This is a genomic window from Curtobacterium sp. MCBD17_023 (assembly GCF_003224415.1).
GTDB lineage: Bacteria > Actinomycetota > Actinomycetes > Actinomycetales > Microbacteriaceae > Curtobacterium.
Window position 1 is genome coordinate 76,161 of record NZ_QKLJ01000004.1, and the last position, 19,772, is coordinate 95,932.

Consider the following 19,772-nt stretch of genomic DNA (forward strand, 5'->3'; position numbering starts at 1 on the left):
ACCCCATATGACGGACGGGAGGCCCGGTACCAGCTGGTACCGGGCCTCCCGTCCGTTCGTCGGTACGCCCGTCAGGCGGTGGGGTTCGGCACCGTGTGCGCGTTCGCGCGCACCGACGGGAGCCGCCGGCGGTACCGGAGGAGCGACCGGGCCTCGCGGAGCCGCCGGTCGATCCCCCACCGCGTCACGAGCGTCAGGCTCTCGCGCACGATGTTCCCGCTCATCTTCGAGACCCCGAACTCCCGTTCGGTGAACGTGATCGGCGTCTCGACGACCCGCAGCCCGGCCTCGAGTGCACGCCAGCAGAGGTCGACCTGGAAGCAGTAGCCCTTCGACGCGATGCCGTCGAGGTCGATGCGTCGGAGGGCGTCCGCGGTGAAGACGCGGAACCCGCCGGTGGCGTCCCGCACGTCGACGCCGAGCGCGAGCCGCGTGTAGAGGTTGCCGCCGCGTGAGAGGAGCTCCCGGTGCCAGGGCCAGTTCTCCACGCGCCCGCCGCGCACCCACCGGGAGCCGAGGACGAGGTCGGACGTGTCGGCGAGCTCGGTCATCCACGGCAGGTACTCCGGGTGGTGGGAGCCGTCGGCGTCCATCTCGACGAGCTTCGCGTACCCGGCGTCGAGCCCCCACGCGAACCCCGCCAGGTAGGCACCGCCGAGGCCGTCCTTGACGGTGCGGTGCAGGACGTGCACCCGGTCGGTCTCGCCGGCGATGGTGTCGGCGATCTCCCCCGTGCCGTCGGGGGACGCGTCGTCGACGACGAGGACGTGCACGTGCTCGTCGGTGGCGTCGAGCGTCCGGAGGATGATCGGACGGATGTTCTCGGCCTCGTCGTACGTGGGGATGATCACGAGGGTGCGGTCGGGCATCGGGTGCTCCTGTTCGGTGTCCTGCCGGGGTCCGGGTCTGGTCGGGTGTCCGCGTCGGGTCGGGTGTCGGGGTCGGGTCGGGTGCCCGGGTCGGGTGTCCGGGTCGGGCGTCCGGGGCCGGGTCAGTCGTCGACGAGGTCGGCGAAGACGATGAGGTTGTCCGTGTAGTGCCCGGTGGCGGTGTCGAACGTGCCGTCGCACGTGATGAGCCGCAGCGTCGGGGTGGGTGTGGTGCCGTAGACGTCGCTCGTCGGGAAGGCGCTCTTCGCCGCGCGTTCGGTGCGGTCGACGGCGAAGGTGCGGGTGCTGCCGTCCGTCATCGCGACGGCGATGCGGTCACCGGCGGCGAGCTCGTCGAGGCGGAAGAAGACCGCGGCGCTCGTCGGGCTGTCGACGTGCCCGGCGATGACGGCCGGGCCGACCTCGCCCGGCACGATGCCGTCGCTGAACCAACCGGCGTCGTCCCAGGCCCCGGGCGGGTCGAGTTCGCCGGCGGCCCCGCGGTGGAGGTCCTCCAGGCCCGCGTCGACCCCGATGGCCGGGATCGACACCCGGGTCGGCGTCGCGTCGGAACGGGCCGCCGGTGCCGCAGGGTCCTGGAACCCGGCGATGTCCCGGTCGCCGCTCGGCGCGGACGAGGGACCGGACGCGGACGACGAGGCCGCGGAGGGCGTCGCGGTCGGTACGCCGGCTACTCCGTCGGTCCCGTCATCGGCAGCCACGGCGACACCCGTCGCCACGGCGCCGGCGGCGACCACGACGGCCACGGCCGCGCTCAGGGCGACCCGGTGCCGGCGGAGCCGCGTGCGCAGCGCCGTCCCCGCTGCGCCGCCGTCCGGGCGGACGGCGCGACGACCACGCTGCCCGGTCACGACGTGCCTCCGTCAGCGGTCGCGCACCCGCCGAGCACGTCGGACGTGAGCATCGTCGCGCCGAGTGCCGCCCACGCGTCGCCGTAGTACGTCGGCGTCGTGGCGGCGGTCCGGTCGGCACGCTCGAGGTCGGCCGCCGCCGCGCTCGTCGACCCGGCGGCCCGTTCGGCCGCGGCCCGGGCGACGTAGGCGAGCGCGCTCCGGTCCCCCGTGACGGCCGTGCCACCGAGGTCGAGCTGCGCCGCGAGCTCGGTGCTGCGGCGCAGGGTCGGCACGAGGCCGGCGGCGAGGGCCCGGTCGGACGGGGTGCACGCCTCGGCGTACCGGAGCGGCATCCGCATGGCGTCGTACCCGTACAGCACCCGTGGGTCGGACGCGCTGGTGGGCATCGCGTCGACGGCGCCGTCCGGGTGCACCTGCGACCAGTCGCTCGGCAGGTCGGTCTCCTCGAGGACCGCGGAGGTCACGGCCGTCGACCCACGCTCCAACGCTGCCCACCGGGCGTCACCGGTCGCGTCCCCGAGGACCCGGTAGGCGGCCGGGGACGCGTAGGAGGCGTTGTACCGGTACGGGTCGGAGTCCGCCCACGGTCCCGGCAGGAGCACCAGACCGGCGTCGGTCGAAACGGTCTCGTGGTCGAGCACGGCGTCGGCCAGCCGCGTGCCGGCCGCCGTGAGACGGTCGTCGCCCCACGTCTTCCCGGCCAGCACGAGCGCCCGGGCCGCGTCGAGGTCGGCGTCGCTCGCGGACTGCGCGTCCGCCACCCCGCCGTCGCTCGTCCAGCGCCACGCGAGCAGGTGGTCCTCAGTGAGGAGGTGCTCCGCCGTCCACGACCAGATCTCGCCGAAGCGCTCGCGGTCGCCGGCCGCGTACGCGATGAGCAGGCCGTACGCCTGGCCCTCGCTGACGGTGTCGTTCCCCTGGTCCTTCCGGACGACCCGGCCGTCCTCGACGTACCGGTCGAGGAAGTCCGTGCGGAGCTGCGCGGGGGTCCGCGGCCCGCCGGCCGCGGTCGTCGACGTCGGGGTGGAGACGCCGCCGGCCTCCGGCGCGCGGTCGGACCACGGCTGGACCGCGGCCACGGCGATGCCGCCGGTCACGAGGACCGCGGCGAGCGCGACGGCGGTCACGGGGATCCAGTTCCTGCGGGTCATGCTGGCTCGCTCTCTGCTGGGTGGTGGACGTTGGGTGTCGGACGGGAGGCCCGGCGGGCGTCGGCCGGTCGGCTCACGCTGGCCGGGCCTCCTGTCTGGATGGGTGTCGGCAGGATCAGCCGAACAACCCGCGGAACGCACGGACGACCGCGTGGAGCAGGTCGGTCGTCGGTCGCGCGGCGGCCGTGCCGCCCCCACCGGTCTGCACGCCGCCGGCCGGGGTCTCGGCGGTCGCCGCCGCGTCCGTGACGGGGACGACCGTGAGGTCGCCCTCGCTGTCGTCGAGGACGAACAGCGTCGAGACGGTGTTGCCGGCGAGGTCGACGTCGGCGCTGCCGGTCTGGCCGCCGCCCGAGATGTCGAGGTCCCACTTGCCGGCGTCGACGGTCGCGTACTTCGTCGCGGTGCCGAACGCGGCGTCGGAGGCGATCGCGGTGCCCTCGGAGGTGCTGACGTCGACCGTCTTCGCGGTGGTGGCGGCCTGGACGAGCCGGAGCTTCGCCTTGCCGTCCCCGGGCTGCTGCAGGTCGTCGGTGAACGCGGCCGTCTCCAGCGCGCTGCTCTTGCCGAACGCGACGACGGTGCTCGCGTCACCGCCCTGCACGGTGACGTCGGTCGAGATGACCGGGGTCGAGTCCGGGGCGTCGGACGCGCGCATCGACAGGACGTACGTCCCGGTCGGGAGCTTCTCGTAGGGGCTGACCTGGCCGTACGCCACGTCGTCGAGCTCGAAGACGGTCTTGCCACCGGACAGGCGGGACAGTTCGACGTCGACGCTCTTGGTGTCCGGGGACAGGTGCCCGACACGGAGCCAGCCCTGGTCGGGCGCGGCGCTCGCGGACTGCGGGGCGAGCCCGACGGTGGCGGCGACGAGGGACGCCGCGAGGGCGCCGACGACGACCGTGCGGCGGCGGGTGGAGGGGGAAGCGGTCATGGTGGTGCTCCTTCGGGTCGGAGGCATGTGGGGTCGGGTACGGGTCGTGCGGGCCGCGGAGGCCACGGGGGTCACGGGGCCCCCACCTGCGCGGTGGTCGGGTCGGCGACGGACCAGCGGACGGTCAGGGTGTCGCCGTCACGCTCGACGGACTCCGGGCGGTAGGTGGCCGCCATGGCGTCGAGGGTCTGCGCGGTGGCGGCCGCGGCCCGTGCGCTGCTCGCGTGCAGGACGACCTGCCGGAACGTCTGCCCGTCCTCACCCGGCAGCGGGGTGAAGCGGTCGACGCCCACCGGACGGTCGGCCAGGACCTGACCGAGCGAGACCACGGCGCGCGGGTCCACCTGGCCGGCCCGGAACTGCGACGCGGTGCCGGCGTCGGCCAGGAGGGCGGGGTTCTCCGCGAGCTCGGTCCCGAGCGTCTTCCGCAGGTCACTCGCCCTGGTGGCCTCGCGTTCGGCCGCTGCCCGTCCCTGCGCGTTGATGAGCCGGACGTCGACCTGCTGGTTGCCGGTCCCGAAGGACGCGACGGTCGTCGAGTTCGCGATCGCCTGCCGCACGTCGGACGAGGAGGTCCCGCCGGTGCGCATCGAGTCGGTCGTGACGACGTAGTCGGAGTCCTTCCAGCCGTTCGGGGACTGGCGCTCCACGGCTCCGTCGGTGTCGAGCTTGTAGTACCAGACCACGTTGTTCCGCGCGAAGCCGTCGTCGACCAGGTCGACCCACATGGCGTCGTCGACGAGCAGGCGGGAGCTCTTGTCGACGTTGTCGCCGATCCAGTCCTGCGCCTGCGCCATCGGTCGGTCGAGGTCGGCGACCAGGAACCCGCGCAGCTGCGTGCCCCAGAGCGGGACGGCGACGACGACGGCAGCGGCCGTGCCGAGCGCCCAGACCCCGCCGAGGGTGCGACGGCCGGCACCGCGGACCCGGTTCCGGGCGCGGAACGCGGTGGCCCCGGTCACGGCGAGCACGGCGCGCTCCGCGACGTACGCGACGAGCAGGGCGCCGAACGGCACGAGCATGATCACGTACGGCACCGGCAGGTACCCGTTCGGGCGGAACATGAACACGAGCAGGAAGACGAGCAGCGCGGCGATCGGCCGGACGCGGCGGAGGAACAGACCGACGGCCGCGGCTGCCGAGCCGAGCACGATGAACACCGGGTCGAGTGCCCACCACTGCGCTGCGGCCTCGTTCGCGAGGCTGCCGCCGGTGAAGACGGAACCGCTCGCCGCACGCGTGCCGAGCTGGTAGGTGATGCCCTCGAGCAGGCTGACCCGACCGGCACCCGGCAGGAGCTCGCCCTTGACGCCGGCGAGCAGGACGTACGCGCCACCGATCACGGCGAGGACCGCTCCGGCGACGCTGAGCGTGTACCGACGGGTGCTCGGGTCCGCTCGACGGGCGGCGGTCCAGACGAGGAACGGCAGCGCCAGCAGGAAGGTCTCCTTGCTGAGCACCGCGATCCCGAAGCACGCGGCGGCGCCGATGAACCCGGCCAGCTGCTGGCGGCGACTCAGCACGAGGACGAAGGCGGCCAGCAGCCACGGGGTGGCGACGTTGTCGATGTAGACGGTGCGGTGGTACTGCAGCGCCAGCGGCGAGAGGCCGAAGACGAGCACCGCGACGGCCGCGGTCGGTCGGGCGGCACCGAGCCGGCGGGCGAGCACGAAGAGGAGCACGGCGGAGACGGCGGCGAAGAACACCATCGCCTCACGGGCGGCCTCGACGGCGAACGGGTAGCGGGCGAACGCACCGGTCAGCTGCGTGTACCCGGCGATCTGGATCCAGCCGAGGGGCGGGTGGTCGTACCAGTACGTGTAGTGCGTGATCTCACCGAGGTGGGTGATCGCCCACGCCTGGGCGGTGTACGTCCCCTCGTCGTCGATGCGCTGCGGGGTGCCGCCCATGTTCCAGGCCTGCACGACCGCGGCGATCGCGAGGACGGGCAGGAGCCAGGCCGCACTCCGGGCGTGCACGCGGAGCCAGGTGCCGAGGCCGGACGAGTTCCGTGCCCCGCGGATCGGGATGCCGGTCGTGTCCGTGACGCTGGCGGTCATCGGTCACCTCCTGCGGTGGCGCCGACGAGGGCCGGCTCGGGTTCGGTCACGGCCGACGGGAAGCCCTGGACCTCGGGCTGGCCGGCACCGCGGTGCTGGCCGGTGTGCTCGGTCTTCTCCCAGCCGTTCTGCTTCCGGGCGTGCCGGATGACGGCACGGACGGCCGCGGCGGCGAGGAACACCTGGTACGGCACGAGGCCGAGCACGAGCTTCACGTAGTCGCGGACGCGGACCTTCTCCTTGTAGAGCCGGCCGAACTCGCCGAGCCCGGCGATCTCGACCGCGAGCAGCATGAGCGTCGGCGCGAGCGGGATGAACGAGATCAGGGCGATTCCGGTGGGCACCTTCACGAACGCGATCATGACCACGCTGAGCGGGATGAGCAGCCCGGTCGCGGCCTGGATGAACGGCATGGTGAGCAGGTAGCGGGCGAAGAAGCGCTGCTTGAACGTGGGGAGCTTCTTCCACTCGCCCTTCTCGAGGACCTGCAGGAAGCCCTGGTTCCACCGGGTGCGCTGCTTCAGGAGCGAGGCGAACGTCGGCGGGGTCTCCTCGCGGGTGACCGCCTCCGGGCTGTACGCGACGACGACCTTGGCGTTGTCGGCCGACAGCCGGACGCCGAGCTCGCAGTCCTCGGCGAGGCAGTGCGCGTCCCAGCCGTCCGACCAGTCGAGCCGCTCCTTCGTCACGAAGACGGTGTTGCCGCCGAGCGGGATGAACTTCGACTCGGCGTGGAAGTGCAGGCGCGACCGGAACCAGAAGTAGTACTCGAGCACGTTGCGGAGCGACCACCAGCTGGACTTGAAGTTCATCAGCTGCACGCCGCCCTGCACGACGTCGGCGCCGGTCTCCTGGAACCGCGAGTCGACGAGGCTGAGCAGGCGCGGGTAGACCTCGTCCTCGGCGTCGAACACGCCCACGATGTCGCCGGTCGCGTACTGCAGGGCCAGGTTCATCGCCTTCGGCTTGTTCTTCGGCAGGGTGTCGTCCACCACGACCCGGATGAGCCCGGGGTGCCGGGCGGCGGCCTCACGCACGACCCGGTCGGTGCCCGGGTCGTCCTCGCCGACGATCGCGATGATCTCGAAGTCGGGGTGGTCCTGGGTGGCGAGCATGTCGAGCGTCTGCCCCATGACCTCCTCCTCGTGCCGCCCGGGCACGAGGAGCGTGAAGCGATGCGCGGCCGGTCGCGGCGTCTGGCTGAAGCTCGTGGCGCGGAGGGCCGAGCGTGAGCGCCAGGCGTGCAGCATCCACCAGAGGGTGGACAGCGCGACCAGGGTCAGCAGCACGGAGATCGCGACGAGCGCCGAGTAGCCGATCCACTCCCCCAGGGACCAGGCGACGTGCGCGCTCTGCCCCGACCCGCCGGTCGGGACGTCCGTGGTGCCGCGGTTCGGGACGTCCCCCGGCGTCCCGGCGGGGTCGTTCGGCTGGAGCAGCGGCGCGGCGGCCGCTGTCAGCGTGGTGAGCATGGTCATTCGGTGGGCTCCTTCGTGCGACGAGCGTCGGGGGAACGGAAGACGAGGGTCTTGTACGCGGCGAAGCGGAACGCTGTGCCGAGGACGAGACCGACCCCGTTGCCGGCGACGTTGTCGGCGAGGGTGCTGGTGAGACCGAGGACGTGGTGTGAGACGAGCAGGCAGCCGGCTGCGATCGCGAGCCCGCCGGCGTTCGTGGCGGCGAAGAGCACACCTTCCCGGACCGTCTCCCGACGGCCGCGGGTGCGCTGCGTCCGGAAGGTGACGAACCGGTTGCCGAGCCAGGCGACCAGGGTGGCGACGACGACCGACACGGCCTTCGCGGTCACGGCGTGGTCGGCGAGGACGCCGGCACGGAGGACGTTGAAGACGACGAGGTCGACGACGAAGGCGATGAGGCCGACAGCGCCGAAGGTGGCGAGCTCCCGCACGGCCCGGGTCAGGCGGACGAGACGGGAGGCCGCCACAGCGGCCACGGGTGCTGCCGTCGCTCCGGGCGTGACGGGTCCACGGCTGGTGGACGGGTGCGGGGTCGACGCTGGTGCCACCCCCTGGACGGGTGGCACCAGGACTGGGGTCACTGGTGAGCGCATGCCCCCGGTTCGGGGGTCACGGGGAGGTGGTTTGGTCGGGGTACAGGGTTTGCCAGGCCCCTGCCAGTCGCGCGACACGCGCTGTTCATCTGCCATGGCCCGCCACTCCGTCATGTCGAGGGTTCATCGCATCTCAGGGCAGGCGGTCACGGGCCGGTCACCCGGCTCGGCCGGCACCCTCGCGCAGCACACCGGGCCCCGCGGGGTCGGTCGGCGACCAGGTCGCAGCGACCTCGGTGCCGCGCCGGTGCACGCGGTCCGGCGCCAACGCTCCCTCGAGTCCGCGCAGGCGCATCTCGGCCCGCTCGGCGGCGGCGGTGTCCGTGGCCCGCAGGACGACGCCGCGGCGGGCCGTCTCCTGCTCCCCCGGCACGACCGGGAGCGCGGTGAGCGTCACCGGACCGGCCGCGAGCGCCGCCCCGATCCCGACCGTCGCCCGCTCGTCGACACCCCCGTTGCGGAGGAGCGCCGTCTGGTCGTCCGACGCACGGAGCGCCGGGTTGCCGGCGAGCTCCGTCCCGACCCGCTCCCGGGTCGCCGCGGACCGCTCCGCACCGGTCCGGAGGTGCTCCGCCCCCTGCCGGTCGATGCGCCGGACGACGACCTGTTCGCCGCCCTCGCCGAAGACCGCGACCGGCGCCGAGGCGCGGAGTGCGGCCTGGATGCCCGGCAGCTGCGTGGCACCGATCGCCACGGACTGCGTCGTCACGATGTAGTCCGCGTCGCGCCAGCCGGACGGGTTCTGACGTGCGACGGCGCTGTCGGTGCTGAGCTTGTAGTACCAGATGACGTTCTGCCGTGGGAAGCCGGCCCGGACGAGGTCGACCCAGAGGGCGTCGTCGACCAGGAGCCGGTCCGACCGGGAGACGTTCGCGGTGATCCAGTCCTGCGCGCCGAGCATCGGCGCGTCCGCGGAGGTCGTCATGAACGACCCGAGCCGGGCGGCGGAGGCGGGAGCGGCGGCGCCGACGACCCCGACCGCCGCGACCGACCAGACCGTCAGTCCGACGACCGAGACGACCAGGCGACCCGGTCTGCCCGACGGCTCCCCGGACGCCCGGGCCAGCCGTGCCCGTCGGACCGCATCGACCACTGCCCGGACGAGGACGTCCGAGACCCCGGCGATCGCGAGGGCGGCGAACGGCAGGATCGCGATCGGGTACGGCACGGGCAGGTACCCGTTCGGACGCAGCACGACCGCGATGAGGAAGACGGCGACGGCTGCGACCGAGCGCAGACGCGGCACCGCCAGTGCGGCGACGCTCGCGACCACCCCGAGCGCCACGAAGGCGGGGTCGAGGCCGAGCCACAGGCTCACCACGTGGTTCGCGGGCGTCGCCGGGTCGAACACCGAGCCGCTGCCGCTCCGGTCCCCGAGCTGGAACGTGACGCCCTGCCACAGGCTGACGTGTCCGGGCCCGGGCACGAGCTCGCCCTTCGTCGCCGCGAAGACCAGGTACGACGACCCGCCCAGCGCCAGGACGACCGCGGCGACGCTGAGCGTGTACCGGCGGATCTCCGGGTGCGCCGACCGCCACATCGTCCACGCCAGGAACGGCAGGGCGAGCAGGAAGGTCTCCTTGCTGAGGACGGCGGCGACCATGCAGGCGGCCGACCCGGCGAACTCGACGAGCTGGTGGTGCCGGGACACGGCGAGCACGAAGGCCGCGAGGAGCCAGGGGGTCGCGACGTTGTCGATGTACACGTCGCGGTGGTACTGCACCGCCAGGGGCGAGAGGGCGAACACCAGCACCGCCGCGGCTGCGGCCGGGCGGCTGACCTGCAGCTTGCGCGCGAGTACGTACAGCAGGGCGGCGGAGGCGACCGCGAACACCACCATCGCCTCGCGCGCGGCGCCGACCGCGGTCGCGTGCCGCACCCAGGCTCCGGTCGCCTCCGTGTACAGGGCGATCTGGATCCACCCAAGCGGCGGGTGGTCGTACCAGTAGGTGTAGTGGGTGAGGCCGCCGAGGTGGAACACCGACCACGCCTGGGCCGCGTACGTGCCCTCGTCGTCGATCCGCTGCGGGTTGCCCTCCAGGCCGACCACGAGGACGGCGGCCGTCACGGCGAGGACCGGGAGCAGCCAGGCCAAGTCGGTCGCGGACCTACGGGCCACGGCGGCGACCGCGCTGTCGGCGAACGACCGGCGGGCTCCGATCGAGGAGGCGGTCACGGGCACCGCAGCAGGTCGCGGGCGTGCGGGAGCAGGGGCATCGTGGAGCCTTCGGTCGTTCGGGTCGCCGGGCAGCAGCGTGGTGAGCGGTGCTCCGTCATCACAACACCGGCCCGGGTTCCCGCACAGGGCACGAGGAGGCGTGTGCGGTTTCCCGCACCGATCACGCGGTGTCCCCACCGGGGTGCCCTGCGCCTCCCCCGCCGGTCACGAGCCGAGCAGCGGTCGCCTGCCGGTGGGCGCACGACGGACGGGAGGCCCGGTACCAGCTGGTACCGGGCCTCCCGTCGGTTGGTCGGTCGCGACCGCGACCCGCCGGATCAGGCGGGGCGCTGCGCCGGCGACACGTTCTTCGACGCGTCGCGCTCGGGGATGTCGCCGAGTGCGTCGTCGATCGCGGCGAGCGCGTCGGCGTCGAGGGTGACGCCCGCGGCCTTGACGTTGTCCGTGACCTGCTCCGGGCGCGATGCCCCGACGATCGCGGACGCGACGTTCTCGTTCTGCAGCGTCCACGCGATGGCGAGCTGGGCGAGCGTGAGTCCGGCCTGGTCGGCGACCGGCTGCAGGCGCTGCACGGCCTCGAGGACCTCGTCGCGCATGAACCGCTTGATCATGTCGGCGCCGCCCTTCTCGTCCGTGGCGCGCGAGCCCTCGGGGAGCGGCTGGCCCGGCTTGTACTTGCCGGTGAGCACGCCCTGCGCGATCGGGGACCAGACGATCTGGGACAGACCGAGCTGCTTCGAGGCCGGGACGACCTCGCCCTCGATGACGCGCCACAGCATCGAGTACTGCGGCTGGTTCGAGATGAGCTGGAAGCCGAGCTCCTTCGCCAGCGCGGCACCGGCGCGGATCTGCTCGGCGGTCCACTCGCTGACGCCGATGTAGAGCGCCTTGCCCTGGCGGACGACGTCCGCGAAGGCCTGCATGGTCTCCTCGAGCGGCGTCTCGTAGTCGTAGCGGTGCGCCTGGTAGAGGTCGACGTAGTCGGTCTGCAGCCGCTCGAGCGAGCCGTTGATCGACTCCATGATGTGCTTGCGGCTGAGGCCGACGTCGTTGTGCCCCTTCGGGCCGGTCGGCCAGTACACCTTCGTGAAGACCTCGAGGGACTGCCGACGCTCACCCTTGAGCGCCTCGCCGAGGACGGTCTCGGCGGCGGTGTTGGCGTACGTGTCCGCGGTGTCGAACGTGGTGATGCCGGCGTCGAGCGCTGCCCGCACGCACTGGGTGGCGACGTCGTTCTCGACCTGCGAGCCGTGCGTCAGCCAGTTGCCGTAGGTGATCTCGGAGATCTTGAGTCCGGAGTTGCCCAGGTACCTGAATTCCATGTGCCCGACGCTACTGGAGTGAGCGCTCTCGTGAGGGGTCTCCGCAGTACCCGGGTCGACTCCTCGGTGAACAATGGTTGACGCTTCAACCAAACGGGTGCAGGATGGGGTAGCATCAAGGTCGATGCAGGCGCATGCACCACCGCGCCGGCCCCCCGACTCACCGCTCGAAGACACATCGCTCGAAGAAGGACACACCATGGCTCTCACCGCCTCCGCCATCCCCGGCTACGTCACCGGCACCTGGAAGCTCGACCCGACCCACTCCGAGGTCAGCTTCTCCGTCCGTCACCTCGCGATCAGCAAGGTCAAGGGCAAGTTCGAGCAGTTCGACGCGACGCTCGTCACCGCCGAGAACCCCCTCGACACCACCCTCGAGGCCTCGATCGACGTCGCCAGCATCAACACCAACCAGGCGCAGCGCGACCAGCACCTCGCGACCGGTGACTTCTTCCTCACCGAGGAGCACCCGCACATGACGTTCCGCTCGACGGGCATCCGCGAGGACGGCGACGACATGCTCATCGACGGCGAGCTCTCGCTCCGCGGCGTCACCAAGAACGTCACGCTGAAGACCGAGTTCGGCGGCGTCACCACCGACGGCTACGGCCAGACCAAGCTCGGCGCCGAGGCGACGACCAAGATCGACCGCACCGAGTTCGGCGTGAACTGGAACGCCGCGCTCGAGGCCGGTGGCTTCACGCTCGGCAACGACGTCACGATCAACCTCGACGTGCAGTTCGTCCTCCAGGCGGCCTGACCCGCGGTCCCACTCGACGAGCCCCGGCGCCCTCGGCGTCGGGGCTCGTCCCGTGTCCCGACGCACGACGTGCCGAGCGGTAGCGTGAGCAGCACCGCTGACGAACAGGAGTCACCACGATGCCCACCGACTGGATCGCCCTGCAGACCATCGCGGCTGCGGAGTTCGGCCGCCGCGTCGCCGCGGTCACCGACTGGGACGCCGCCACCCCCGACTCGGAGTGGACGACCCGGGACCTCGTCGCCCACGTGGTCGACGAGCAGCGGTGGATCCCGAAGCTCCTGACGGGGTGCGACCACGAACAGGCCGCGGCCGACCTCGAGCCGATCGGTGACGACCTCGTGGCGGCGTGGGAGCGGCACTCGAGCGCGGCGATCGAGGCGTGGCAGCGCGCACCGCAGGACACCCCGGTGCACCTGGCCACCGACGTGGTGAGCGCCGGGGAGTACCTGGCGGAGCAGACGAGCGACATCGCGATCCACACGTGGGACCTCGCGCGGGCCACCGGCAGCGACGAGCACCTGCCGGACGAACTCGTCGAGGCGGTGTGGACGCACTTCGAGCCGCAGATCCAGTCCCTCGCCGCGACCGGCCTGTACGCGGCCCCAGTGCAGGTGGACGACGATGCTCCGCTGCAGGTGAAGCTCCTCGCGGTCACCGGGCGCGACGCCCGCACGACCGCCTGACCGTCCCGTCGGTACCTGCACCGTCACGTCCCGGGAGGACCCGCATGTCCGACACCACGACCGTCCCCACCACCCGCCTCGGCAGCTCCGGCCTCGAGATCTCGAGCATCGTCCTCGGGATGATGTCCTACGGGGACCCGGCCGCCGGCTCGCACGCCTGGAGCGTCGGCCTCGACGACGCCCGGCCCTTCGTCCGCCGCGCCTTCGAGGCGGGCATCACCACGTTCGACACCGCGAACGTCTACTCCGCCGGCAGCAGCGAGGAGATCACCGGGAAGCTCCTGGCGGAACTCGCGCCGCGCGAGGACGTCCAGGTCTTCACGAAGGTCTACAACCGGATGCGCCCCGGGCGGAACGGTGCCGGGCTGTCGCGTGCGGCGGTCATGCACGAGATCGACGCCTCGCTGACCCGCCTCGGCACCGACTACGTCGACCTGTACCAGATCCACCGCTTCGACCCGGACACGCCCGTCGAGGAGACGATGGAGGCGCTGCACGACGTCGTCAAGTCCGGGAAGGCCCGGTACATCGGCGCGTCGAGCATGTGGGCGTGGCAGTTCGCCGAGATGCAGCACGTCGCGGAGCTGCACGGCTGGACGCCCTTCGTGAGCATGCAGGACCAGTACAACCTGCTCGAGCGCGAGGAGGAGCGCGAGATGCACCCGTTCTGCGAGCACACCGGCGTCGGTGTCATCCCGTGGAGCCCGCTCGCGCGCGGCAAGGTCACCCGCCCGTGGGACGCGCAGGGCTCCGGCTCGCGTGCCGACACCGACGAGTTCGGCAAGACACTGTACCGCCAGGACGAGGACGCGAACCGCGCGATCGTCGACGCGGTCGGGCAGGTCGCCGAGGAGCGGGGCGCGAGCATGGCGCAGGTCGCGCTCGCGTGGGTCGCCGGCAAGCCCGCCGTCTCCGCGCCGATCATCGGCGCGACGAAGGAGCACCACATCGACGACGCCGTCGCGGCGACCGCGATCACGCTGACCGAGGACGAGGTCACGCGACTCGAGCAGGCCTACACCCCGCGGGTGCCGTCCGGCTTCTGAGCCACCGGCGGACGGGAGGCGCGGCTCCAGCTGGTGCCGCGCCTCCCGTCCGTGCCAGCGCTGTCCGCACCCGGGCCGGTCCCGCCCACGAGGTCGCACGACACGCCGCCCGCGCGGGGCCGAGATCGCACGACGCTCGGCCGGGACGTGTCCGAACGGCCGATCGTGCGACCTCGGCCAGGCCGTCAGGCGCCGTCGATGCCCCGCTCCGCCGCCGCCTCGCGCTCCAGCCGGGCGATGCGGGCGAGCGCCGCACGCTCGGTGCCGGACTGGGTGCCGAGCACGCTGCCGATGCCGTCGAGGACGACCCCGGTCGCCCGGTCGACGGGCAACTCGATCGGTCCGATCGCGGGCGTCCGGATGCCGAGCAGCGACCGGTGCCGCGGGTCGAGGGTCGAGACCGCGCCCTGGTACACCGCCCGGTAGCCCGGTCGCAGCAGCTGGGCGAGCGGGGGGTTCTTGATGAAGCGCAGGACCTCCCGGGTCCTGGGCGTCACCGCGAGCTCCCCGCGGTCGAGGTACCCGTCCATCTGGGCGCGCAGCTCGGCCTCGGACTCGGGGGCGTCCGCGACCCGCATGAGCCGACCGGCGACCGCCCACTCCTTGACGTAGGCGTCCGCCCCGCCGGGGATCGGCTGCCCCCAGCGCTGCGCCGTGCGCAGGAACGCGTCCGTGAACGCCAGGTGCACCCAGCGCGCCAGGTCAGGGTCGTTCGCGGTGTACGGCCGTCCGACGCCGTGCCCGTCGACGTACACGCCGCGGACCCGCTCGTGCAGCTTCAGCACCCACTCGCTCCCCGCCCGGGCGGTCGCGGTGTCGCCGTGCGTGACGGTGTAGATCCACCGGATCGTGCCGGCGAGCCGACCGAAGGGGTCCTCCTTGTACCGGGAGTGGTCCGCGACGCCGGCGAGCGCACCCGGGTGCAGCGCCTGGACGAGCAACGCGCGCACACCGGCGACGATGGTCTGGTTGCCGCCGTGAACCGACCACGTGGCCGAGCCCGGGCCGAAGAAGCCGGCGTCGGTCCCCTGCTCGAGGGCGTCCACCCACTCCGGACTGCCGGCGGTGCTGCCCGTGAACGTGGCCTGCAGACGGGTGCGGAAGGCATCGGAGACGAACGACATGGTGCAATGGTCCGTCGCGCCCCTGACAGTGCGCCCTCCGTCCGCCCGAGAGCATGCCTGACGAGGACTCGGGTCCGCCCGCTAGGTTGGTCCGCGTGAGCATCGACACGCCTCGTCCCTGGCTTGCCTCCTACGCGTCAGGGGTGCCGCACGACATCGAGCCGATGACCGGGTCCCTGCCGGACCTGGTCGAGCAGTCCGCGGCGCGCTGGCCGAAGGCGGTGGCGCTCGAGTTCTTCACGCGGACGACGACGTACGCCGAACTCGAGGAGCAGATCGCGCGCGCGGCCAACGGCCTGCGGAAGCTCGGGGTGACGAAGGGCGACCGCGTGGCCCTCGTGCTGCCGAACTGCCCGCAACACGTCGTCGCGTTCTACGCCGTGCTGCGGCTCGGCGCGATCGTGGTCGAGCACAACCCGCTCTACACCCCGCGCGAGCTCCGGCACCAGTTCGAGGACCACGGCGCGAAGGTCGCGATCGCCTGGGACAAGTCGGTCGCCACGCTGCAGGACTTCCCCTCGGACCTCACCCTCGACGCGATCGTCTCGGTCGACCTCACGCGCGCCATGCCGCGCCGCACCCGCCTGGCGCTCTCGCTGCCGGTCGCGAAGGCCCGCGAGTCGCGCGCGAAGCTCACCGCACCGGTCACCGGCACGACCCGCTGGGACGACCTGGTGTCGAGCCGGAAGCTGTCGAAGCGGCACCCGCGCCCGGAGACCGACGACGTCGCGCTCATCCAGTACACCTCGGGCACGACCGGCACCCCGAAGGGCGCCGTCCTGACCCACCGCAACCTGCTCGCCAACGCCGCACAGGCCCGCGCCTGGATCCCCCAGATCAGCGCCGGTGACGGCAGCGTCGTGCACGCCGTGCTGCCGATGTTCCACGCCTACGGCCTGACGCTCTGCCTGACCTTCGCGATGAGCATCGCCGGGCGCCTCGTGCTCTTCCCGGCGTTCGACCCGGCCCTCGTGCTGGCGGCGATCAAGAAGCGCCCGCCGACGTTCCTGCCGGCCGTGCCGCCGATCTACGCGCGGCTGCAGCACGCCGCCGATTCGGCCGGGGTGTCGCTGCAGGGCATCGACATCGGCATCTCCGGCGCGATGCCGCTCTCCCAGGACGTCATCGAACCGTGGGAGGCCCGCACCGGCGGCTTCCTGGTCGAGGGCTACGGCCTGTCCGAGTGCTCTCCGGTGCTCATGGCCAACCCGGTGTCCGACGCCCGTCGACTCGGCGCGATCGGCCTCCCGCTGCCCTCGACCGAGTGCCGCGTGGTGGACCCCGACGACGAGACGAAGGTCCTCGGCACCGGCGAGTCCGGCGAACTGCAGGTGCGCGGGCCGCAGGTGTTCAGCGGCTACTGGGGCAAGGCGGACGCCACCGACGAGGTGTTCACCCCCGACGGCTGGTTCCGGACCGGCGACATCGTGGCGATCGACGCGGACGGCTTCGTGCGGATCGTCGACCGGCTCAAGGAGCTCATCATCACGGGCGGCTTCAACGTCTCGCCGTCCGAGGTCGAGGACACCCTGATGAAGCACCCGAGCGTCAAGGAGGTCGCGGTCGTCGGCATCACGCAGGCCGGCAACGAACAGGTCGTCGCCGCGGTGGTGCCCGCCGACCCGTCCTCGTTCGACGCCGACGCCCTGCGCGCCTGGTGCCGCGACCAGCTCGCCGCGTACAAGGTGCCGCGGCGCGTGGTGGTCGTCGAGGACCTCCCCCGCTCGATGATCGGCAAGGTCCTGCGCCGCAAGGTGCGCGACGCGATCACCGACCGCGACTAGGAGCACTCCGGGCGGCCCACCGCGGCCGCCCGGAGCCCTGCGTCAGGTGCTGCTGATCCGGGTGTACTTGCGCACCGCCCACGGCACGAACACCGCGAGCATCACCACGATCCCGATGAGCACGGTGGCGACCGGGTGCTGCATCGTCCAGATGTCCGGCACCGGCGCGGACCCCGCGTTGCCGAACAGCTGCCGGGCGGCCTGCACGAGCGACGACACCGGGTTCCACTCGGCGAAGACCCGGAGCACGAGCGGCATGGTCTCGCTCGGGACGAACGCGTTCGAGATGAACGTCAGCGGGAACAGGATCATGAACGACGCGTTGTTGATGACCTCCGGCGTCCCCACACTCATGCCGAGCAGGGCCATCACCCAGCTGAACGCGTAGCTGAACAGCAGCAGGAGCCCGACGCCGGCCAGGAACTCGAACGGCGACGAGGTGACCCGCCACCCGACGGCGAGGCCGGTCACCATCATGATGACCATCGAGATGCCGTTGAGCACGAGGTCCGAGGCCGTCCGGCCCACGAGCACCGCTGACGCCGACATCGGCAGGGTGCGGAACCGGTCGACGAGCCCGTCCTTCAGGTCCTGCGCCATCGCCGACCCGGAGAACGTCGCCCCGAACACGACCGTCTGCGCGAAGATCCCGGCCATCAGGAACTGCGTGTAGTCGGTTCCCTGCACGCTGATCGCACCGCCGTACACCTGGCTGAACAGCAGGACGAACATGATCGGCTGGAGGACGGCGAAGACGAGCATGTCCGGCGACCGCTTGAGCTTCGTGAGGTTCCGCTTCGTGACGACCCAGCCGTCCTCCATCCACACCGCGAGCGGGGACGTCACCACGACGGGCAGCTGCCGCCCGAGGGCCGACCCGGTGGACGTCGCGGTCACCGGCTCCGCTCCCGTCCGGCACCCGCCGCCAGGTGTGAACCGGCGTCCGGGTCACCGGGCGACCCCGCCCCGGTGCCGGTGGCGCCGCCGTCTGTCGGTGGTGCTCCGCGGCCCCGCCGGGAGGCCCGGCCCGCGCCCGACCCGTCGCCCGCCTCCGCCTCGTCCGCCGTCGCCGCGTGCCCGGTCAACCGGAGGAACACGTCGTCGAGCGTGGGGCGGCGCATGCCCGCGTCGTGCAGCGCGACGTCGGCCGCCCCGAGGTCGGCCAGGACCCGTTGCAGGGCCGCCGGCCCGGCGTCGACGGCGACCGCCAGCGACCGACCGTCCGCACTGGTCTCGACCTCGCCGCTGCCGTGACGCCGGAGGACGGCCGTCGCGGTGTCCCCGTCGGCGGCGCCGACCAGCGTCACGGCGAGCCGGTGTCCGCCCACCTGCGCCTTGAGCTCGTCCGAGGTGCCCTCGGCGATGACCCGACCGTCGTCGATGACGGCGATGTCGTCGGCGAGCTGGTCGGCCTCCTCCAGGTACTGCGTGGTGAGGAGCACGGTCGCACCGTCGGCGACGAGGTCCTCGATGATCCCCCAGAGCGCGAGACGGCTGCGCGGGTCCAGGCCCGTCGTCGGTTCGTCGAGGAACAGCACCCGCGGGTTCATCACGAGTGCCCCGGCGAGGTCGATCCGCCGGCGCATGCCGCCGGAGAACCCCTTCACGGGCCGGTCCCCCGCCTCGGCGAGCCCGAACACGTCGATGAGCTCGCGGGCCCGGTCGCGCGCGGCCCGGCGTCCCAGGTGGTACAGCCGGCCGATCATCTCGAGGTTCTCGGCCCCGGTGAGGTTCTCGTCGACCGCGGCGTACTGCCCGGACACGCCGATCGCTCGCCGGGTGCCCTGCGGGTCGGCGACGACGTCCGTGCCGGCGACGGTCGCGGTGCCGGCGTCCGGGACGACCAGGGTGGTGAGCACCTTCACGGTCGTGGTCTTCCCGGCGCCGTTCGGGCCGAGCAGTGCGGTGACGGTGCCCTCCGGCACCGCGAGGTCGAGACCCGCCAACGCGTGGACGGGCCCGGACCGTGACGTGTACGTCTTGGTGAGGCCGGTGGCCTCGATGATCGCCATGTCGCTCCTTCGTGACCGGCTGGACAGGAGGGGCCGGTGGAGCGCGGAGCGTCACTCAGACGTCGAAGCCACCACCGAAGTCGCCGCCGAAGTCCTGGTCGAACCCGCCGCCGTCATTCGAGCCGCCGAAGTCGGATCCGCCATCGCCCCAGGAGGCGTTCTCGTACCCGCCGCCGTCGGACGCACCGCCGTCACCGGATCCGTCACCAGTGTCCCCCTGACCGCCGTCGTCCGCAGCCCCTGCATCGGTTCCACCGTCGAACGACCCGGGGTCCGGCAGGAAGGCGCTCATCAGGGCGGACCCGATCACGTAGCCGCCGACCGTGCCGAGCAGGGAGGCGCCGAGCATGCTGCCGAAGCCGGATCCCTGCCGTCCGCCGAAGCCGCCACCGCCGCCGATGCCGCCGAGCGAGCGCTCCATGTACCCGGGCTGGCGGAGCTCGGAGCGGGTCGCCGACTGGGCCAGGGAGCGGGGGTCGTCGCCGCGCGGGGCCTCACCGGCGGGTGCGGTGCGTGTGAACTCCTCGTAGACCATGCGGCGCTGCTCCGGGGTGAGCTGCGCGAAGGCCTCGGCGTGCACCTCCTCGATGCGCTCGGGCGGAGCGGTGCGGAGCAGGTAGCGGTAGCGCGCGACGGCGCGCTCGTCCTCGCCACCGCCCTGCTGCTGCGGTGCGCCGGTCGGCTGCTGCGGTGCGCCGTACGGCTGCTGGTACGACTGCTGGCCGTACTGGTACCCCTGCTGCTGTCCGCCGCCGGGTCGTGGCTGTGCCGGACGCTCCTCGCGGCCGAGCAGACGGTCGAGGAATCCCATGACGTGCTCCTTCGTGCGGACACCGTGCCCGCTGGCGCCCACGGTAGGCACCCCCGGCCCGGACTGACTGGGTGTGTGCTCAGAAGCA

17 protein-coding genes are annotated in these 19,772 nt (G+C 72.6%); 4 read left to right on the forward strand and 13 right to left on the reverse strand.

Annotation, left to right across the window (positions count from 1 at the left end; genetic code table 11):
* Positions 1-71: 71 nt before the first annotated feature.
* The 9 genes from DEI84_RS07345 to DEI84_RS07385 all read right to left on the reverse strand — a co-directional run bounded on the left by DEI84_RS07345 (position 72) and on the right by DEI84_RS07385 (position 11,461).
* Positions 72-869 carry a polyprenol monophosphomannose synthase gene (locus tag DEI84_RS07345; protein WP_110890262.1) on the reverse strand — a complete coding sequence of 266 codons (798 nt, stop codon included), beginning with the start codon at positions 867-869 and terminating at the stop codon, positions 72-74.
* Positions 870-991: 122 nt separating this feature from the next.
* The gene (locus DEI84_RS07350; RefSeq protein WP_110890263.1) at positions 992-1,741 is read right to left on the reverse strand and encodes a class F sortase; all 750 of its coding nucleotides are present in this window, start codon (positions 1,739-1,741) and stop codon (positions 992-994) included.
* The gene (locus DEI84_RS07355; RefSeq protein ID WP_110890264.1) at positions 1,738-2,895 is read right to left on the reverse strand and encodes a glycosyl hydrolase family 8; all 1,158 of its coding nucleotides are present in this window, start codon (positions 2,893-2,895) and stop codon (positions 1,738-1,740) included. The genes DEI84_RS07350 and DEI84_RS07355 overlap by 4 nt, the downstream gene beginning before the upstream one ends.
* Before the next feature lie 115 nt (positions 2,896-3,010).
* The gene (locus DEI84_RS07360; protein ID WP_181420378.1) at positions 3,011-3,829 is read right to left on the reverse strand and encodes a DUF4397 domain-containing protein; all 819 of its coding nucleotides are present in this window, start codon (positions 3,827-3,829) and stop codon (positions 3,011-3,013) included.
* A gap of 71 nt (positions 3,830-3,900) precedes the next feature.
* Positions 3,901-5,889, reverse strand: coding sequence for a glycosyltransferase family 39 protein (locus DEI84_RS07365; RefSeq protein WP_110890266.1), 1,989 nt, complete (start codon positions 5,887-5,889; stop codon positions 3,901-3,903).
* Positions 5,886-7,367, reverse strand: coding sequence for a glycosyltransferase family 2 protein (locus DEI84_RS07370; protein WP_258367436.1), 1,482 nt, complete (start codon positions 7,365-7,367; stop codon positions 5,886-5,888). Before DEI84_RS07370 ends, DEI84_RS07365 begins: the two co-directional genes overlap by 4 nt.
* Positions 7,364-7,843 (reverse strand): GtrA family protein, encoded by a 480-nt coding sequence (locus DEI84_RS07375; protein WP_258371727.1) that lies wholly within the window; start codon positions 7,841-7,843, stop codon positions 7,364-7,366. The genes DEI84_RS07370 and DEI84_RS07375 overlap by 4 nt, the downstream gene beginning before the upstream one ends.
* Positions 7,844-8,117: 274 nt before the next feature.
* Positions 8,118-10,136, reverse strand: a complete 2,019-nt coding sequence (locus DEI84_RS07380; protein ID WP_146236326.1) for a glycosyltransferase family 39 protein — start codon at positions 10,134-10,136, stop codon at positions 8,118-8,120.
* Positions 10,137-10,456: 320 nt separating this feature from the next.
* Positions 10,457-11,461 carry an aldo/keto reductase family protein gene (locus tag DEI84_RS07385; protein WP_110890270.1) on the reverse strand — a complete coding sequence of 335 codons (1,005 nt, stop codon included), beginning with the start codon at positions 11,459-11,461 and terminating at the stop codon, positions 10,457-10,459.
* A 199-nt stretch (positions 11,462-11,660) separates the two neighbouring features.
* Here DEI84_RS07385 and DEI84_RS07390 point away from each other — a divergent pair, with 199 nt between their 5' ends.
* The 3 genes from DEI84_RS07390 to DEI84_RS07400 all read left to right on the forward strand — a co-directional run bounded on the left by DEI84_RS07390 (position 11,661) and on the right by DEI84_RS07400 (position 13,953).
* A complete protein-coding gene (locus tag DEI84_RS07390) occupies positions 11,661-12,221 on the forward strand; it encodes a YceI family protein (protein ID WP_110823738.1) in 561 nt (186 codons plus the stop codon).
* 119 nt (positions 12,222-12,340) lie between these two features.
* Complete coding sequence (locus DEI84_RS07395) at positions 12,341-12,907, forward strand: TIGR03086 family metal-binding protein (protein ID WP_110890271.1); 567 nt, start codon at positions 12,341-12,343, stop codon at positions 12,905-12,907.
* Positions 12,908-12,951: 44 nt separating this feature from the next.
* The gene (locus tag DEI84_RS07400) at positions 12,952-13,953 is read left to right on the forward strand and encodes an aldo/keto reductase (RefSeq protein WP_110890272.1); all 1,002 of its coding nucleotides are present in this window, start codon (positions 12,952-12,954) and stop codon (positions 13,951-13,953) included.
* Between the two features lie 185 nt (positions 13,954-14,138).
* On the opposite strand, the gene DEI84_RS07405 is transcribed toward DEI84_RS07400, so the two are convergent.
* Positions 14,139-15,077: an oxygenase MpaB family protein gene (locus DEI84_RS07405; protein WP_110823735.1), complete on the reverse strand. Its 939-nt coding sequence runs from the start codon at positions 15,075-15,077 to the stop codon at positions 14,139-14,141.
* 53 nt (positions 15,078-15,130) lie between these two features.
* Between DEI84_RS07405 and DEI84_RS07410 the strand changes: the two genes are divergently transcribed.
* Positions 15,131-16,861 carry a long-chain-fatty-acid--CoA ligase gene (locus DEI84_RS07410; RefSeq protein WP_110890273.1) on the forward strand — a complete coding sequence of 577 codons (1,731 nt, stop codon included), beginning with the start codon at positions 15,131-15,133 and terminating at the stop codon, positions 16,859-16,861.
* Between the two features lie 42 nt (positions 16,862-16,903).
* On the opposite strand, the gene DEI84_RS07415 is transcribed toward DEI84_RS07410, so the two are convergent.
* The 3 genes from DEI84_RS07415 to DEI84_RS07425 all read right to left on the reverse strand — a co-directional run bounded on the left by DEI84_RS07415 (position 16,904) and on the right by DEI84_RS07425 (position 19,684).
* The gene (locus tag DEI84_RS07415; protein ID WP_110824004.1) at positions 16,904-17,683 is read right to left on the reverse strand and encodes an ABC transporter permease; all 780 of its coding nucleotides are present in this window, start codon (positions 17,681-17,683) and stop codon (positions 16,904-16,906) included.
* A 71-nt stretch (positions 17,684-17,754) separates the two neighbouring features.
* Positions 17,755-18,873: an ATP-binding cassette domain-containing protein gene (locus DEI84_RS07420; protein WP_110890274.1), complete on the reverse strand. Its 1,119-nt coding sequence runs from the start codon at positions 18,871-18,873 to the stop codon at positions 17,755-17,757.
* Between the two features lie 55 nt (positions 18,874-18,928).
* Positions 18,929-19,684: a hypothetical protein gene (locus DEI84_RS07425; RefSeq protein WP_110823732.1), complete on the reverse strand. Its 756-nt coding sequence runs from the start codon at positions 19,682-19,684 to the stop codon at positions 18,929-18,931.
* Positions 19,685-19,772 lie beyond the last annotated feature (88 nt).

Coding starts and splice junctions, on each gene's coding strand:
- DEI84_RS07345 (WP_110890262.1), bottom strand. CDS start 869: ATGCCCGACCGCACCCTCGTGATCATCCCCACGTACGACGAGGCCGAG.
- DEI84_RS07355 (WP_110890264.1), bottom strand. CDS start 2,895: ATGACCCGCAGGAACTGGATCCCCGTGACCGCCGTCGCGCTCGCCGCG.
- DEI84_RS07360 (WP_181420378.1), bottom strand. CDS start 3,829: ATGACCGCTTCCCCCTCCACCCGCCGCCGCACGGTCGTCGTCGGCGCC.
- DEI84_RS07365 (WP_110890266.1), bottom strand. CDS start 5,889: ATGACCGCCAGCGTCACGGACACGACCGGCATCCCGATCCGCGGGGCA.
- DEI84_RS07370 (WP_258367436.1), bottom strand. CDS start 7,367: ATGACCATGCTCACCACGCTGACAGCGGCCGCCGCGCCGCTGCTCCAG.
- DEI84_RS07385 (WP_110890270.1), bottom strand. CDS start 11,461: ATGGAATTCAGGTACCTGGGCAACTCCGGACTCAAGATCTCCGAGATC.
- DEI84_RS07390 (WP_110823738.1), top strand. CDS start 11,661: ATGGCTCTCACCGCCTCCGCCATCCCCGGCTACGTCACCGGCACCTGG.
- DEI84_RS07395 (WP_110890271.1), top strand. CDS start 12,341: ATGCCCACCGACTGGATCGCCCTGCAGACCATCGCGGCTGCGGAGTTC.
- DEI84_RS07400 (WP_110890272.1), top strand. CDS start 12,952: ATGTCCGACACCACGACCGTCCCCACCACCCGCCTCGGCAGCTCCGGC.
- DEI84_RS07405 (WP_110823735.1), bottom strand. CDS start 15,077: ATGTCGTTCGTCTCCGATGCCTTCCGCACCCGTCTGCAGGCCACGTTC.
- DEI84_RS07410 (WP_110890273.1), top strand. CDS start 15,131: ATGCCTGACGAGGACTCGGGTCCGCCCGCTAGGTTGGTCCGCGTGAGC.
- DEI84_RS07415 (WP_110824004.1), bottom strand. CDS start 17,683: ATGGAGGACGGCTGGGTCGTCACGAAGCGGAACCTCACGAAGCTCAAG.
- DEI84_RS07420 (WP_110890274.1), bottom strand. CDS start 18,873: ATGGCGATCATCGAGGCCACCGGCCTCACCAAGACGTACACGTCACGG.
- DEI84_RS07425 (WP_110823732.1), bottom strand. CDS start 19,684: ATGGGATTCCTCGACCGTCTGCTCGGCCGCGAGGAGCGTCCGGCACAG.